The organism is Arthrobacter sp. K4-10C (genome assembly GCF_059090085.1).
The window spans coordinates 282,743-298,746 of the sequence record NZ_JBNHFI010000005.1 but is presented as its reverse complement, the minus strand read 5'-3'; the positions used below and the strand labels follow the sequence as shown (position 1 = coordinate 298,746).

Here is a 16,004-nt window from a genome sequence, read left to right as displayed (position 1 = left end):
GGGTTGATGGATCATTCTCCGGCCTCCGCAGCGTCCGCCACCCCGCCCGTCCGCACCGGTCCCCGGGACCCCGGGGACGCCTGGGTGGAGGGAGACCGTGGGCGGTTCTGGGGCCGCTTCGGCGCAGCCGGCGTGCTGGCGTACGACCCCCGGAAGGGTGTGCTGCTGCAGCACCGCGCGGTCTGGAGCCATAACGGCGGAACGTGGGGGTTGCCTGGCGGTGCCCTCCACCAGGGTGAGGAGCCCGTTGTCGGAGCGCTCCGTGAAGCTCACGAGGAGGCAGCGGTCCCGCCAGAGGGGGTCGATGTGCTGTTCACCTCGGTGCTGGACCTGGGCTACTGGTCCTACACCACCGTGGTGGTGCTGGTGCGCGAGCCGTTCCATCCCGTGATCAGTGATCCGGAGAGCATCGAACTGCTGTGGGTCCCGCTGCACGAGGTGGAGGGCAAGGAACTGCACCCCGGCTTTGCTGCGGCCTGGCCGGACCTCAGGCGCCGGCTTGTTCCCGGCGGGTCTCTTCCCGGCGGCGCTTCCTAGTAGTCCGGGCCGTATTCGGCCTCGACGAGGATGGGCAGGTGGTCCGAGTTGCCGCGCGGCAGTGTCTCCACGCTTTGGATGTCCAGGCCCAGGGACGTTGCGAAGTCGAAGTGGCCTTTGAACACCTTGTACCGCGTGTAGGTGCGGCGGTTGCTGAGCGACAGGGCATATCCGGACTTTTTCATGTGGATGTCCAGGTTCTTGGTGAAGAACGGGTAGTTGAAATCGCCCACCATCAGGGTCATTAATCCCTTGCCCATGCTGAGCAACTCGGCGTGGGCGGCATGGATCTGCTTCCGCCGGAGCGAATTGGAGGCGGTCAGCGGTGCGGCGTGGAACGAACCGATCACGAGTTCATGCTGGGTGTCGTTGTCCATCACCCGCACACCGATCAGCCGCTCGTGGGCCGGGGCCAGGACCCTGTCATGCATGGACTTCTTCAGGGCAAAGGACTGGGTATCCAGCGCGGTGAAGCGGCTGGTGCGGTAGTAGACGGCCAGGCCCAGGCGGTTTCCCTTGGTGACGTGCGCCAGGTGCAGCGGGCCAAGGGTTTCAGGGAGGTCAGTGGCATCCACCTCCTGGAGGCAGAGGGCATCGACGTCATGGTTCCTGGCCAGGGCAAGGAGCTCGCCGCTGGCCAAGTGTTTGCGGAGGTTGTAGCTGATGACACGCATGGAACACCTCTTCCGAGGTCGCTGACAGGACCAGTTCCCGAGTCTAGTCCGCCGCATTCCCCCAGGCTCAAACATTTCGCTGCTCCATACTTTCGTGCCGTACCGCTGCGGCGGCTCCGGCGCAAGCGGTTAGAGTTAGTGGCAATTCACTGAAGTTTTCTGCGAAAGGTCACCGTTGACTGAAGAGCTTCCTGAGCTTGCGGCCGGCAATGCGTATTACCAGGTCCTGGGCAGCGGCCACTTCCGTTCCACCATCCACGCGCAGGGTGCCTGGAACGTCCACGAGCAGCACATGGCGCCTGCCTCCGGCCTGTTGGCCGATGCCCTGGAACGGCACCAGCCGCGGACGGACATGCGGATGGCCCGGCTCAGCTACGAGATCCTTGGGCTGATTCCCGGCGGGGAGTTCCACATCGAGACGTCCACCCTGAGGCCCGGGAAGACCATCGAACTGCTGCAGGCCGAACTCGTGTCCGCGGGCCGGACTACAATCCGGGCCACGGCGTGGCGGATGATCACCAGCGACACCGCGGCGGTAGCCGCCGTCGAGGACGCCGCCATACCCGGCCCTGACGACTGCAAGCCCTACGATGGGTCCGCCGTATGGCCCGGCGGATACATCAGGTCCCTGGAGATGCGCGTGGCCGAAGGCCACCGGCCGGGCGCGGGCAAGGTCTGGCTCCGTACCGGCCACCCGTTGACGGACCAGGCCGACAGCAGCGACCTGGCCCGGCTGATGGGGCTGGTGGACACCGCCAACGGAATAGCGGCACGGGTGCCGCCGGGCCGGGACAGCTACGCCTTCCCCAACCTGGACCTGCAGGTGCACATGTACCGCCGGCCGGAAGGGGAATGGTTGGGGCTGGACAACGCCGTCTCCTTTGGCCGGGACGGGATCGGCCTGACATCCACGGTCCTGCACGACCGGCAGGGCCCGTTCGGGCGGGCCGAACAGATTCTTACGCTGCGCCGGACGTGACGGGCCGGTGCCGGCTAATCCGGCACTGGCGGGCCTATCCCTGCTCGATGGCCTCCAAGGCCAGGGCGTAACCTAGGTTTGGCCGGTACGCCAGCAGTACAAGCAGGAATTGCACAATGACCGTAAGGGAGCCCAGCAAGATGCACCACCCCGTTCAGGGATCCCGCCCATTGACAGTGGTGCGGCAGGAAGCATCGCTGGGAGCGGGGAGGGACCTGGAATTCGGGCTCGAGCTTCTGTCCAAGGCCCGGTCCGGGCAGATTGGCCCTACCCTGCGGCTCTACCGGCCTGCCCCTACCGTGGCTTTCGGGCAGCGCGACACCCGGCTGCCGGGGTTCGAGGCAGCAGCCCGGGCGTGCCGTAACAACGGCTTCGAACCGCTTGTCCGCAGGGCCGGCGGACGCGCCGCCGCCTACCACCAGGGAACGCTGATCGTGGACCATATCGAGCCGGACCCGGATGCGATCGCCGGCTCCAAGACCCGCTTCGGGTATTTCGGGGACTTGTTCGCCCGGGCGCTGCAGGAGGTAGGTGTCCAGGCGGCAGTAGGCGAAATCCCGGGGGAGTACTGCCCGGGCGAGTTCAGCGTGCACGGGTGGGCCACAGCCAACCCGGGCCACCGGGTGAAACTTGTGGGCACCGCCCAGCGGGTGGTGGCGGGCGGCTGGCTGTTCAGTTCGGTGATTGTCGTGGAAGACTCCGCGCCCATCCGGAAAGTGCTAACGGACAGCTACGCCGCGCTGGGGCTGGAATGGGACCCTGCCACGGCCGGCGCTGTTGAGGACCTGGTCCCCGGCATCACCGTTCAGGCGGTGGAGGATGCTTTGCTGAAAACGTATGCGGGCCATGCCGCCCTGGAAACTGCTTCCTTCAGCAGGCTGGGTGCCTGACCCGCATCGCTTGCCAGGTGCGGGTCAGGCACCCGCAGGCGATCATGCTGCCAGGCGCGTCTTGACCTCGGCTGCGGAAGGGTTGGTGGCTGCCGTGCCGTCCGGGAACAGGACGGTGGGAACGGTGCGGTTGCCGCCGTTCAGCTGCTCCACGAGTTCGGCCGTACCGTCCACTTCCTCGATGTTGATCTCGGTGTAGCCTATGCCCTGCGCATCCAGCTGCTTCTTGAGCCGGTTGCAGTAGCCGCACCAGGTGGTGGAAAACATGGTGATGGTGCCGGATTCGGGAGTGAAATCCACAGGGTTCTCCTCTGTGTCGATGTTGGTTCCGTTCCTTTCAACGGTAGCGTGCCGGCCCGTATTCCCCCGCGCCCGCACCCGCCGGGCCGCCCGGATGACAGCATGTGTCGCCGATGGCATGCTGGAGCCATGTGTGGACGCTATGTGATGGCACGTGCCGTGGGGGACCTCCTGGCCGAGTTCGACGCCGAGCTCGAGGATGAGGTGAGCATTCCGCCGTCGTGGAATGTGGCGCCCACTGACGACGTTCCCATCGTCCTGGAGCGGCTGATTGATGACGGCCCGGAGCGCAGGCAGGTACGGCAGTTGCACGTTGCCCGGTGGGGGCTGGTTCCGTCCTGGGCGAAGGATCCAGGCATCGGCTCGCGGATGATCAATGCCAGGAGCGAGTCGGTGCTGGAGAAGCCGGCGTTCCGGAAAGCCATCCAGTCACGGCGCTGCGCTGTACCGGCCGACGGCTACTACGAGTGGAAACAGGGCCCGGGGAAGTCGAAGCAGCCCTACTATGTCCATCCCGGCGAAAACCGGGGACTGGTTTTTGCCGGGCTCTATGAATGGTGGAAGGACCCCTCCGTGCCTGCCGGTGAGCCGGGACAATGGATGCTGTCCACCTCCATCCTGACAGCGGACACGCCGCCTCCCGGGTCCGAATCAACGGTGTTCGGGAAGCTGACTGAGCTGCATGACCGGGTTCCGCTGCCCATGGACAAGGCCACCATGCAGGCCTGGCTGGATCCGGAGGTTGATGACGCCGCCGGGCTGGTGGATCTGGTGCGGTCCGGCGTCAAGGACGTGGCTGCCGACTGGCGTGTGGAGTCGGTGGGCAAGGAAGTGGGCAACGTGCGCAACAACGGGCCGGAACTGATCAGGCCTGTGGAAGCACTGTTCTAGCAGCCCCGTCCTGCGCGGCGGGTCACACGGTGACTGCGCCGCCGTCGTCCACTGCCCAGGTGGGGTTGTAAGCCACTTCCCAGCGGAATCCATCCGGGTCGGCAAAGTAGCCGCTGTAGCCGCCCCACGGCTGAGTGACCGGCTCCGCGACGATGGCGGCACCAGCCGCCGCAGCCTCCGCCATTACCCGGTCCACGTCTTCCGTGCTGCCCAGGTTGTGGCTCAGCGTGATGCACGGAACCGGCCCGGGGGCGCTGACCCCTGCCTCCGCCTGCATTTGCCCCGCGTCCCACAGGGAGAGCACCAGGCCGTGGTTGACCTGGATGAACAGCACATCCCCGGCAACCTCCTTATGGACCGGCCAGCCCAGGCCGTCCACATAGAACGTCCGGGACGCCGGAACGCTGCGGACGCCCAGTGAAATGAAGTCGACTCTTGGCTGCATGCTTCGATACTGTCAGAGGATGGCAACAATTCAAGGAAACGATCGAGACGCTTTGGCCGACAAGGAACAGCTCGCTGCCGTCCGTGTTGCTGTTGACGAGGTGGATGACCAGATTGTCACCCTTATCGCCCGCCGTGAACGGCTGATCCGCATTGCCGGCACCCTGAAGGGCGACGACGCTGAGGTGCGTGCGCCTGACCGCGTGGAGCGGATCATCCAGCACGTCCGTTCAGCCGCAGAGAAGAAGGACATCGACCCGGACATCGTGGAATCCACGTACCGGGCCATGATCTCGGGCTTCATTGAACTCGAGATGCGGGTCCACAAAGAAAGCAGCTGAACGCGTTTCCGGGCAACAGGCAGCAGTTTAGGGCAACAAAAAGAGGAAGCCTTAGAGGGCTTCCTCTACCGGGACGCCGGACTGGAATTCCCGGCCGTCCGCCTCGCTGAAGGCAGAGATGACATGCCCCTGTCCCAGCCCGTTAATGGCGGCGAGGGGGAAATGCCCCGTGATGGTGTTTCCGGAGTGCGATACGCCGGAGAGGTCATAGTTTTCCTCCGTGCCCTGTTCGCGGTTGAACGAGTAGAAGGCAATGGCCTCCCCGTTCATGAACTCGATGCATAGCCGCCGCTGGGACGAGTAATCCGGGGTGGCCCCAACCAGCCCAACGACATAAGCGCCGGACCCCGGGATGCTGCCGTCAATGTCGAAGGTGGCCACCAGGGTGGAGTCCTGGGCTTTGAGGGATGCCTGCTTGAGGAGTGCGTCTTGGGTTTCCATGGCACCATCCTGCTCCCTGCCGTACGCTCCGTCCACCCCCTTGGCTGCCCTGCGGGACCCTTTTCTATGCATTGGGTTGAACCCGGCGTAGACTTGAAGTGTTCGAACACATATTCGAATAGAGTCAGGTTCTTCCGGGAGGCGTTATGGGGATGTTCAGCGAATCCGTTGATGTCACGTGCTCGCCTGACGGCCAGCCCCAAAGCCTCTTTTGGGCGGGGCGTTCCTATGATGTTTGCGCTGAACCCGTCCGATGGTACGAACGCCGCAAATGGTGGGCCGAAGACAACAGGGCTCCACTGGGAAGCGGCCCAGGTGTGGTGGACCACGAAATCTGGCGGATCCAGGTTCTGCCGTCGTCTGATGGCAACGGCAGGGACAAGGCTTCCCTTGAACCAATGACCCTTGACCTTTCCCGGCATATCCGCAGCGGCCGCTGGCGGCTCCTGCGGATCCATGACGCCCTCCGGCCCAGAACAGCATGAGCTTCACGCACCTTCACGTCTCCACCGCATTCAGTGCCCACTACGGGGTTTCCTGGCCGGAAGAACTGGCCCAGGCTGCCGCCTCAGATGGTGCCACCGCTCTCGCCTGCACGGACCGCGACGGCCTGTACGGAACCATCAAGCACCTTAAAGCCTGCATGGCAGCTGGTTTGGATCCCATTGTGGGAGTGGACCTAGCGGTCCTGGACGACGACGGCGATCACCGCACCCAGGTGGCAGGCAGGGTAGTGGTGCTCGCCCGCGGCCACAATAATGGTTCCGGTTACCGGGCTCTGTGCCGCCTGATCTCCGATGCCCATGCCCGGACAACAGGAAAAGCCGGGGGAGCGGTGCCGGTGGCCGTGACGCGGGCGGAACTGGCTTCCCGCACGCTCGATCCCCAAACCCTCAAACCGGTTCTGACCGTCCTGATTGGCCCGGATTCCGATGTGGGGCGGGCAATGAGCGGCCGGCGTTATCTCCGGCCGCGGACACTGTTCAAGCAATGGCTGGATGCCATGCCAGGCGGCACGGTGGTGGCCGAAATTGTCTCTCAACTCAGTGCACCAGGTTCGCCTTTAAGTACTGCCCACGCAGTCCGCATGCTTCGGCTCGCCGAGGAACACCAAGTACCGGCAATCCTGACGAATGCAGTCCGATACTGCGCTGCGGACGGTGCCCCCACAGCTGATGTGCTGGATTCAGCCCGGACCTTGAAGTCGCTTCCGGAACTCGCCACCGAGCCGCTGCTTCAGCCCACCGGCCAGGGCTGGTTGAAGTCAGCCGACCAGATGCTCCTGCTCGGCAAGGAGATTATTTCTGCCGCCGGATACGGTGCCGCGGACCTCCAGCAGCTGATGACGCAAACCGGGGCGCTCGCCGATCTGTGCCGGATTGATCCGGTTGCCGACATGGGTTGGAAGCAGCCAGTCGTCCCGGAGGCATCAGTTTTAGGAATCAGCCAGGATCCACACAGCGAGCTGGTCCAGCGCTGCCGTTCCGGGATTGGCAGGCGGTTTCCCGGCATTAAAGGCGCGGAAGAAAAAACCATGCAGTCCCGGCTCGACCATGAACTGGGCATCATCCGAAACCTTGGGTTTTCTTCCTATTTCCTGACGGTTGCCGAAGTGTCACGGATGATCCAGGACATGGGGGTCCGGGCGGCTGCCCGCGGGTCAGGGGCTTCCAGCCTGGTCAACTACCTCATAGATGTCAGCCACGTGAATCCCCTCCAGCATGACCTGATCTTTGAACGCTTCCTCTCCCAGGACCGTGCCACCCTTCCTGACATCGATATTGACGTGGAGAGTGCTGAGCGCCACAACGTCTATCGGCGGATCTTCGAGCGGTTCGGTGCTGAACGGGTCACTTTGATGAGCATGCAGAACGGCTACCGCGCCAGGGGTGCAGTACGTGATGCCGGCCTGGCCCTTGGCATGGACGATGGCGAAGTAGGGGAGATCGCCAAGCAGTTGTGGCGCTTTTCGGCACGCAAGTTCCGTGAGGCACTGCAGGAAAAACCCGAACTGCGGGAGCTCGCCGGGAGGGTTGAGCAGCGGGACGCCGAAGGCAACCAGCAACTGGACCTGCTGGTCGACCTGACCGAACGCCTTGACCGGTTGCCCCGGCATATCTCCATGCATCCCTGCGGAGTGATCCTCGGCGATGCCACCCTGCTTGACCGCACGCCGGTCCAGCCCAGCGGTCTCGGGCTGCCCATGAGCCAGTTCGACAAACACGACATGGACCCCATGGGCATGCTCAAGCTCGATGTCCTGGGAGTCAGGATGCAAAGTGCCATGGCGTTTGCGGTGCGGGAAATCATCCGCATCCATCCGTCAAAGGAAGATGTAGTTGCTGCTGGCCGGCACCCCGCTGGCCCGGACGGTTCGGGACCCGACTACATTGCGGACAATGGCCATATCGATCTCAATGCAGTGCCCCTCGACGACGAGCCCACCTACGAGCTGATCCGGAGCACGCATACCCTCGGCTGCTTCCAGATCGAATCCCCAGGCCAGCGGGAGCTGATCGGAAAGATGGCGCCTCGGGAGTTCAACGACCTCATCATCGATATTTCGCTGTTCCGCCCCGGGCCCATGAAATCGGATATGGTGCGGCCATTCCTGGAACACCGTCACGGATTCTCCCCGGAGGTGTACCCCCACCCCGACCTGAAACCGGTGCTGGCGGAAACCCACGGGGTCACTGTCTTCCACGAGCAAATCCTGCGGACGTTCGACGTGATGACCGGTTGCGGGCTGGCCAAGGCAGACGAGTTCCGCAGGGCATTGAGCAACGATGCAGGGGAAGCCCACGTTGAGGAGTATTTCCGAAGGGAGGCAAAAGCCAAGGGGTATTCAGCTGAGGTGGTTGACAAGGTCTGGCACACCCTAAAGTCATTTGCCAGCTTCGGATTCTGCAAAGCCCACGGTGCGGCCTTTGCTGTGCCCACCTACCAGTCCGCTTGGTTGAAGACCCACCATCCTGAGGCATTCCTTGCCGGGTTGTGGGAACACGATCCGGGCATGTACCCGAAAAGGCTGCTGGTAGCGGAAGCGAGGAGGCTGGGCGTACCGATCCTTCCGTTGGACATCAACCTCAGCAAGGCGGAATACCGGGTGGAGCGGGTAACGTCCGGGCCGGACACCGGCAAATTGGGTATCCGCCTGAGCCTGAACGGAATCTACGGGCTCTCAAAATCAGAACTGCTAAGAATCGTCGCCGGCCAGCCCTATGAATCACTTGCCGACCTCCGGGCCAGGTCGAGGATCAGCAAGCCAAACATTAAGAGGCTGGCGCAGCTGGGCGCCTTCGATTCTTTGCACCGGGAGGCAGGAGGCACGGCCAACAGGGCTGACCTGGTACATCATCTGCAGAAACTCCAGGCCTCCGGCAGCAGCAGGAAAGGCGTAGAGGTCCTCGAGGGGCAGTTGTCGCTGCCACTGGGGGATGTTGAACTGCGGAATGTCAGCCACGGACTGCCTGCACCCACGTTGGTGGAAAATGTCCGGGCGGAGCTTGACCTGATGGCGGTGGATGTCAGCACCCATCTGATGGACAGCCACCGGCCCATGCTGGACAGGCTTGGCGTCACAACGGCGGACAAACTCCTGGGCCTGCGCAATGGTACCGAGGTCCTGGTGGCCGGGGTACGCGTCGCAACCCAGACGCCGCCCATGAGGGGCGGCCGGAGGGTGGTGTTCATAAGCATCGACGACGGCACCGGCTGCATAGATTCAGTCTTCTTCCACGAAGCACAGGAAAACGCCGGGTTACTCCTGTTCGGGACGCGGCTGCTGCTCATCCGCGGGACCACCCGGCGGACGGGGCCCAGGGGAATCAGTTTGAGTGCCAGCATGGCCTGGGACCTAAGCAGGACAGAAACCCTGCCGTTCCCCGATGCCACAGCCCAGGCGCCGGACGTGGCACATCCGCTGGACGGGATCAGCAGAAGCCTTGCCATCACGGGATATAGCGGCTGATCCTGCCGTGCGCCGCGTTGGTCGGCCCTTCGCTGAACCGATAGCATTGACGATGGCTGGCTGTGGTCCCCGTACGCCACAAGCTATGAAGCCTGAACTTTGAATAGGAGACACCCGTGTCAGATGCCCAGCAGATCACCCTCATCGTCGATGGCGAAGAGACCAAGGTGACTACCGGGACAACCGGTGCGGAACTCTTCTTTGAGCGCCGCGACGTTGTTGTTGCCCGCGTCAACGGCGAACTGAAGGACCTGGACCAGGAACTTCCCGAGGGCGGCGACGTCGAAGGCGTCACGATCGATTCCCCTGACGGGCTGAACGTGCTCCGCCACTCCGCCGCCCACGTGATGGCGCAAGCCGTCCAGCAGCTGCGCCCCGACGCCAAGCTGGGCATCGGCCCGTACATTACTGACGGCTTCTACTTCGACTTCGACGTCGCCGAGCCGTTCACCCCCGAGGACCTCAAAACCCTCGAAAAGATGATGCAGAAGATCATCAACCAGAACCAAAAATTTGTCCGCCGTGTGGTGAACGAGGACGAGGCCCGCGAGGCCATGAAGGACGAGCCCTACAAGCTTGAGCTGCTGGGCAAGAAGAACGATGCCGCCGAGGCCGGTGAAGGCGTCAACGTCGAGGTCGGCGCCGGTGACATCACCATTTATGACAACGTGGAGCGCAAGGACGGGACCACCGTCTGGTGCGACCTGTGCCGCGGCCCGCACCTGCCCAACACCAAGCTCATCTCCAACGCGTTCGCCCTGACCCGTTCGTCCTCCGCCTACTGGCTGGGCAACCAGAAAAACCAGCAGCTGCAGCGGATCTACGGCACCGCCTGGCCCACCAAGGACGCCCTGAAGGCCTACCAGGAGCGCCTCGCCGAAGCGGAGCGGCGCGACCACCGCAAGCTTGGTGCGGAGCTGGACCTGTTTTCGTTCCCGGACGAGCTGGGTTCCGGCCTGCCCGTTTTCCACCCCAAGGGCGGCATCATCCGCAAGGAGATGGAGGACTACTCGCGGCAGCGCCATGTGGAAGCCGGCTACGAGTTTGTCTACACGCCGCACATCACCAAGGGCCACCTGTATGAGGTTTCAGGCCACCTGGACTGGTACCGGGAGGGCATGTTCCCCGCAATGCGCGTGGACGAGGAACTCAACGCCGACGGCACCATCCGCAAGCCGGCTCAGGACTACTACCTGAAGCCGATGAATTGCCCTATGCACAACCTCATCTTCAGGTCCCGCGGCCGTTCCTACCGTGAACTGCCCCTGCGCCTGTTCGAGTTCGGGTCCGTCTACCGGTACGAAAAGTCCGGTGTGGTGCATGGCCTCACCCGGGTGCGCGGCATGACACAGGACGACGCCCACATCTACTGCACCCGCGAGCAGATGAAGGACGAGCTTACCAAGACGCTGAACTTCGTCCTTGGCCTGCTCAAGGACTACGGGCTGAACGACTTCTACCTTGAGCTTTCCACCAAGGACCCCGAAAAGTACGTCGGTGACGACGCCACCTGGGAGGAAGCAACCAGGACCCTCGCCGAGGTGGCGCAGGAATCGGGGCTGGAACTCGTCCCGGACCCGGGCGGGGCAGCCTTCTACGGACCCAAGATTTCCGTCCAGGCGAAGGACGCCTTGGGGCGCACCTGGCAGATGTCCACCATCCAGCTCGACTTCAACCTGCCCGAGCGCTTTGAATTGGAATTCCAGGCAGCAAACGGGTCCCGGCAGCGGCCGGTGATGATCCACCGCGCCCTGTTCGGCTCCATCGAGCGGTTCATGGGCGTGCTGACCGAGCACTACGCCGGTGCCTTTCCTGCCTGGCTGGCCCCTGTTCAGGTGGTGGGCATTCCGGTTGCCGAAGCTTTCAACGAGTACATGTTCGACGTCGTCGATCAACTTAAGGCTGCGGGCATCCGCGCAGAGGTGGATACTTCCTCGGACCGCTTCCCGAAAAAGATCCGCACGGCCAGCAAGGACAAGATTCCTTTCGTGCTGATTGCCGGCGGGGACGACGCCGACGCCGGTGCCGTGTCCTTCCGCTTCCGTGACGGAAGCCAGGACAACGGCGTGCCGGTGGAAGAGGCAATCAAGCGGATCACGGAAGCCGTCCGTAACCGGACCAGCTAGCGGAACGGAACAGCACGGTGCAGGAGAACACAGGCGCAGGATATCCCGGCGATGCCGGCGTTACCGACGACTTTGCCCTCGCCGGTGTCCCGGACGCTTTCCAGCGCCTGTGGACTCCGCACCGCATGGCTTACATCAAAGGCGGGCAGCACCAGTTCAAGAACGAAAATGACTGCCCTTTTTGCGTAGGGCCCGGCCGGACGAACGAAGACGCACTCATCGTCCACCGCGGCAGGACGTGCTACGTGGTACTGAACCTCTTCCCCTACAACCCCGGGCATCTGCTGGTGTGCCCCTACCGGCACATCCCCGACTACACGGACCTGACGCTGGAGGAAACGGCGGAGTTTGCCGACCTCACGCAGACCGCCATGCGGGTGCTGCGGAAGGTGGCAAACCCCGGCGGGTTCAACCTTGGCATGAACCAGGGCGTGGTGGGCGGAGCCGGCATCGCCGCCCACCTGCACCAGCACGTGGTTCCGCGCTGGGGCGGGGACGGAAATTTCTTCCCCATCATTGCCCAGACCAAGGCCATCACGCAGACCCTTGATGAGGTCCGCCAGCAGGTAGCCGATGCCTGGCCCGGGGAGACGGATGCTGAATAGGCACGCGCGCGGCTTTTTCACCGCGCTGTTCACCCCGCTGGCGCGCTGGCTCCTGAGGATCGGCGTTTCACCCGACGCTGTGACGGTCATCGGTACCACCGGAGTTGTTGTTGGCGCGCTGGTGTTCTACCCCCTGGGCCAGCTGTGGTGGGGGACATTGTTCATCACCGCGTTCATCTTCTCCGACGTCCTGGACGGCATCATGGCCAGGATGCGGGATGTGAAAAGCCGCTGGGGAAACTTCCTCGACTCCACCCTGGACCGGATCGCGGACGGCGCGCTCTTTGCGGGGCTGGCCATCTGGTTCTTCACGGGCGGGGCCAACGCACCCATCGCCGTGGCCGCGATGCTCTGCCTGGTCCTGGGCATGGTGGTTTCCTATGCCAGGGCCAAAGCCGAATCCCTGGGGTTCACCGCCAACGTAGGTATAGCTGAACGGGCCGAACGCCTGGTCTCGGTCCTGGTGGTTACCGGATTCACCGGCCTTGGCCTTCCGCCGGTGGTGCTCCTGGCAACCCTGGTGCTTCTCGCCCTGGCCAGCCTCATCACCGTCGTGCAGCGCATGCTGTCCGTCCGCCGGCAGGCCCAGGCGGAGCCATCACCGGCTGATTAAGCATGATTAAGCCGGCCGGCCCCGGTAGGACTAGTATTAGGACTGCCCGGTCAATGGATCCGGCACTATCCGTGTGTGCACCGTCCGGCATCTGCCGCCTGCACACCCGGCGAAGGTCATCTATCTACCCATAGGGGTTTTTGTGTCTACACCTGATGTAAGCAGCGAGGCCGGTTCCTCCGCGAACAGCGTCACCGGCAGCAGCCGCGTGAAGCGGGGCATGGCTGAGATGCTCAAGGGCGGCGTCATCATGGACGTCGTCAACGTCGAACAGGCCCGCATCGCCGAAGATGCCGGTGCCGTTGCTGTGATGGCGCTGGAACGCGTTCCGGCTGACATCCGCGCCCAGGGCGGCGTGTCCCGCATGTCCGATCCCGACATGATCGAGAAGATCATCGACGCCGTGTCCGTCCCGGTCATGGCCAAGGCCCGGATCGGCCACTTCGTCGAAGCCCAGGTCCTGCAGTCCCTGGGCGTGGACTACATCGACGAGTCCGAGGTCCTCACCCCGGCCGACTACACCAACCACATCGACAAGTGGAACTTCACCGTTCCCTTCGTCTGCGGCGCCACCAACCTCGGTGAGGCGCTGCGCCGGATCAACGAGGGCGCGGCGATGATCCGCTCCAAGGGCGAGGCCGGCACCGGCGATGTCTCCAACGCCACCACGCACATGCGCCAGATCCGCGCCGAGCTGCTCAAGCTCGCCGCCCTGCCCGAGGACGAGCTCTACGTCGCGGCCAAGGAACTGCAGGCACCGTACGAACTGGTCAAGGAAGTCGCCTCCACCGGCAAGCTTCCCGTGGTGCTGTTCACCGCCGGCGGCATCGCCACCCCTGCCGACGCTGCCATGATGATGCAGCTGGGCGCGGACGGCGTGTTCGTCGGTTCCGGCATCTTCAAGTCCGGCAACCCGGCCCAGCGCGCGGCCGCCGTCGTGAAGGCCACCACCTTCTTCGACGACCCGGACGTCATCGCCAAGGCCTCCCGCGGCCTGGGCGAGGCCATGGTGGGCATCAACGTCGACGAAATTCCCCAGCCCCACCGCCTTGCCGAGCGCGGCTGGTAACAGCTTCACAAGCAGTCGACGGCGGCGGGTCACCTTCAATGGTGACCCGCCGCCGTCGTTGATAAGAGCCGTCGTTCTTAGAGGGTTTGGAGCGAAGTTACTCGAGGCCGCGGCGCTTTAGCAGGGGTTCGAGCCTGGCGTCCCGGCCGCGCAAGGTGCGGAAGGAGTCGAGGGGGTCGCGGCTGTTGCCGCGCGAGAGGAGTTCTTGGCGGAACCGTTCACCGTTGGCGCGGGTGAGGCCGCCGTTCTCGGTGAACCAGTCCACCGTTTCGGCATCCAGGACCTCACTCCAGATGTAGGAGTAGTAGCCGGCAGCGTAGCCGGCCCCGGCAAAGATGTGCTGGAAGTAGCCCGTCCGGTACCGCGGCGGGATCAGGGGGTGGGCGATTCCGGCAGCGGCGAGGGCCTTCGCCTCGAACTCCAGAGCGTCCTCCGGGACGTCGCCGGGCTCCAGCACATGCCAGGCCAGGTCCAGCAGGGCCGCGCCAAGGTACTCCGTGGTGGCGAAGCCTTCGCCCCACAGCCGGGACTCATTGAGCCGCTCCACGACATCCTGGGGGAGCTGTTCTCCGGTGGCGTGGTGCCGGGCATAGTTGGACAGAACCTCCGGCCACATGATCCACATCTCGTTCACCTGGCTGGGATACTCCACAAAGTCACGGGGCACCGACGTGCCGGAAAACCTTGGATAGGTGACGCTGGAAAGGAGCCCGTGCAGGGCATGGCCGAACTCGTGGAACGCCGTGCGGAGCTCGTCAAGGGTGAGCAGCGTGGGTTCTCCGGCCGGTGGCTTGGATATGTTCAGGTTGTTGATGACCACGGGGCGGGTACCCAGCAGGGCCGCCTGATCCACAAGGGAGTTCATCCAGGCTCCGCCGCGCTTGGTCTCCCGGCTGTAGTAGTCGCCCAGGAACAGGCCCAACCCGCAGCCGTCCTCGTTGCGGACCTCCCAGACCCGGACGTCGGGATGGTAGCCGGCAAGGTCCGGCCGTTCATGGAAAGTGATGCCGTACAACGCGGTGGCGGCATGGAACACGCCGTCAGCCAGCACGGTTTCCAACTCAAAGTACGGCCGGAGTGCCTGCTCGTCGACGTCGTATTTTTCCTTCCGGACCTGGGCGGAATAGTACGCCCAGTCCCAGGGCTCCAGTGGATGGCCGGCGACGTCGGCAAGCGCCTTTGCCTCGGCGTCCGCGTTCCTGACGGCAGCCGGGGCCAGCCGGCCGAGCATGGACTGGATGGACCCGAAGTCCGGCGCGGTCTGCCGGTCCACCACCAGTTCTGCGTAGTTGGCGAAGCCCAGGAGGGACGCTTTTTCGGCCCGCAGTCCGGCCATTCGGCGCGCCAGGTCAAGCACGTCCAGCTCCCCGCCGCTGCTGCCCCGCGCCACCGAGGCCTCGAAAAGGCGGCGCCGGACCTCCCGGTCCTCCAGCGCGGCAAGGGCAGGCTGGTTGCCCGGCTGGATCAGGGTGAGCAGGAATCCGCCGTCATGGCCCGCCGCACGGGCCGCCTCCGCAGCGCTGGCCACGTCGTCCGCCGGCAGGCCTGCAAGTTCCCCGGCGCTGTGCAGGAGCAGGGCCGCCGACTTCATGCCCTCCTTGACCCGTTGGCCGAATTCTGTGCCGAGCCGGGCCAGCTCGGCGTTGATGGCCCTGAGCTTTTCCTGCCCCGGTCCATCCAGTTGGATGCCGGACTGGCGGAACTCCTTCAGGTATTCCTCCAGCAGGCGGGCTGACTCGGCATCACGGCCGGAGGCGTCAACGGACGCAAACCTCTCGAACAGGGCGCGGTTCAGGAAGACCTCATCCTGGTGGGCGGAAAACCGTGGCGAAAATTCGGTTTCAAGCTGACGGATACGTTCTGACGCATCAGCTGACACGAGGGTGAAGAACGGCGCCGCGGCGCGCTCCAGCAGCCGGCCCGACCGTTCCATCGCCACGACGGTGTTCTCGAAGTCGGCTGGCTCAGGGTTATCCACGATCGCCCGGATTTCGGCCAGGTGTTCCGCCAGCCCCGCCTCGATGGCCTCGGCGTAGTGCGAATCATCGATGGATTTGAAGGGTGGAAGTCCGTAGGGAAGGGGACTTGGATCGAGGAGGGGGTTCGTCATGGGGTAAACCTTTC

At 64.1% G+C, this 16,004-nt stretch carries 16 protein-coding genes; 11 read left to right on the top strand and 5 right to left on the bottom strand.

All coding sequences use genetic code 11. The features are described from left to right. Positions 1 to 6 precede the first annotated feature (6 nt). Positions 7 to 537: an NUDIX domain-containing protein gene (locus AC5RUU_RS09135; protein ID WP_493974876.1), complete on the top strand. Its 531-nt coding sequence runs from the start codon at positions 7 to 9 to the stop codon at positions 535 to 537. Here AC5RUU_RS09135 and AC5RUU_RS09130 read toward each other — a convergent pair. After that, the gene (locus tag AC5RUU_RS09130) at positions 534 to 1,211 is read right to left on the bottom strand and encodes an endonuclease/exonuclease/phosphatase family protein (RefSeq protein WP_493974875.1); all 678 of its coding nucleotides are present in this window, start codon (positions 1,209 to 1,211) and stop codon (positions 534 to 536) included. The genes AC5RUU_RS09135 and AC5RUU_RS09130 overlap by 4 nt on opposite strands. A gap of 175 nt (positions 1,212 to 1,386) precedes the next feature. On the opposite strand from AC5RUU_RS09130, the gene AC5RUU_RS09125 reads away from it, so the two are divergent. Both AC5RUU_RS09125 and AC5RUU_RS09120 read left to right on the top strand, forming a co-directional pair. After that, complete coding sequence (locus AC5RUU_RS09125; protein WP_493974874.1) at positions 1,387 to 2,190, top strand: thioesterase family protein; 804 nt, start codon at positions 1,387 to 1,389, stop codon at positions 2,188 to 2,190. Between the two features lie 140 nt (positions 2,191 to 2,330). Beyond that, entirely contained in the window at positions 2,331 to 3,080 is a 750-nt protein-coding gene (locus tag AC5RUU_RS09120; protein ID WP_493974919.1) for a lipoate--protein ligase family protein, read from the top strand. A gap of 42 nt (positions 3,081 to 3,122) precedes the next feature. Here AC5RUU_RS09120 and AC5RUU_RS09115 read toward each other — a convergent pair whose 3' ends face one another. Then, on the bottom strand, positions 3,123 to 3,380 hold the full coding sequence (locus AC5RUU_RS09115) for a mycoredoxin (protein ID WP_454485301.1): 258 nt from the start codon (positions 3,378 to 3,380) through the stop codon (positions 3,123 to 3,125). A gap of 129 nt (positions 3,381 to 3,509) precedes the next feature. Here AC5RUU_RS09115 and AC5RUU_RS09110 point away from each other — a divergent pair, with 129 nt between their 5' ends. Further along, positions 3,510 to 4,271 carry an SOS response-associated peptidase gene (locus AC5RUU_RS09110; RefSeq protein ID WP_493974873.1) on the top strand — a complete coding sequence of 254 codons (762 nt, stop codon included), beginning with the start codon at positions 3,510 to 3,512 and terminating at the stop codon, positions 4,269 to 4,271. Between the two features lie 22 nt (positions 4,272 to 4,293). Here the strand turns inward: AC5RUU_RS09110 and AC5RUU_RS09105 are convergent, their stop codons facing one another. Next, complete coding sequence (locus AC5RUU_RS09105; protein WP_493974872.1) at positions 4,294 to 4,716, bottom strand: VOC family protein; 423 nt, start codon at positions 4,714 to 4,716, stop codon at positions 4,294 to 4,296. 19 nt (positions 4,717 to 4,735) lie between these two features. Between AC5RUU_RS09105 and AC5RUU_RS09100 the strand changes: the two genes are divergently transcribed. Beyond that, complete coding sequence (locus AC5RUU_RS09100; protein ID WP_493974871.1) at positions 4,736 to 5,056, top strand: chorismate mutase; 321 nt, start codon at positions 4,736 to 4,738, stop codon at positions 5,054 to 5,056. 51 nt (positions 5,057 to 5,107) lie between these two features. Here the strand turns inward: AC5RUU_RS09100 and AC5RUU_RS09095 are convergent, their stop codons facing one another. Continuing rightward, positions 5,108 to 5,497 (bottom strand): hypothetical protein, encoded by a 390-nt coding sequence (locus AC5RUU_RS09095; RefSeq protein WP_493974870.1) that lies wholly within the window; start codon positions 5,495 to 5,497, stop codon positions 5,108 to 5,110. Positions 5,498 to 5,643: 146 nt separating this feature from the next. Here AC5RUU_RS09095 and AC5RUU_RS09090 point away from each other — a divergent pair, with 146 nt between their 5' ends. The 6 genes from AC5RUU_RS09090 to pdxS all read left to right on the top strand — a co-directional run bounded on the left by AC5RUU_RS09090 (position 5,644) and on the right by pdxS (position 13,880). Beyond that, the gene (locus AC5RUU_RS09090) at positions 5,644 to 5,982 is read left to right on the top strand and encodes a DUF6504 family protein (RefSeq protein WP_493974869.1); all 339 of its coding nucleotides are present in this window, start codon (positions 5,644 to 5,646) and stop codon (positions 5,980 to 5,982) included. Further along, positions 5,979 to 9,467, top strand: coding sequence for a DNA polymerase III subunit alpha (locus tag AC5RUU_RS09085; protein ID WP_493974868.1), 3,489 nt, complete (start codon positions 5,979 to 5,981; stop codon positions 9,465 to 9,467). Before AC5RUU_RS09090 ends, AC5RUU_RS09085 begins: the two co-directional genes overlap by 4 nt. 116 nt (positions 9,468 to 9,583) lie before the next feature. Further along, positions 9,584 to 11,593 (top strand): threonine--tRNA ligase, encoded by a 2,010-nt coding sequence (gene thrS, locus AC5RUU_RS09080; RefSeq protein WP_493974867.1) that lies wholly within the window; start codon positions 9,584 to 9,586, stop codon positions 11,591 to 11,593. A 17-nt stretch (positions 11,594 to 11,610) separates the two neighbouring features. Continuing rightward, entirely contained in the window at positions 11,611 to 12,198 is a 588-nt protein-coding gene (locus tag AC5RUU_RS09075) for an HIT family protein (protein WP_493974866.1), read from the top strand. Further along, on the top strand, positions 12,188 to 12,811 hold the full coding sequence (gene pgsA, locus AC5RUU_RS09070) for a phosphatidylinositol phosphate synthase (RefSeq protein WP_493974865.1): 624 nt from the start codon (positions 12,188 to 12,190) through the stop codon (positions 12,809 to 12,811). The genes AC5RUU_RS09075 and pgsA overlap by 11 nt, the downstream gene beginning before the upstream one ends. 142 nt (positions 12,812 to 12,953) lie before the next feature. After that, positions 12,954 to 13,880: a pyridoxal 5'-phosphate synthase lyase subunit PdxS gene (gene pdxS, locus AC5RUU_RS09065; protein WP_493974864.1), complete on the top strand. Its 927-nt coding sequence runs from the start codon at positions 12,954 to 12,956 to the stop codon at positions 13,878 to 13,880. Between the two features lie 97 nt (positions 13,881 to 13,977). Here the strand turns inward: pdxS and AC5RUU_RS09060 are convergent, their stop codons facing one another. Next, complete coding sequence (locus AC5RUU_RS09060; protein ID WP_493974863.1) at positions 13,978 to 15,990, bottom strand: M3 family metallopeptidase; 2,013 nt, start codon at positions 15,988 to 15,990, stop codon at positions 13,978 to 13,980. Positions 15,991 to 16,004 lie beyond the last annotated feature (14 nt).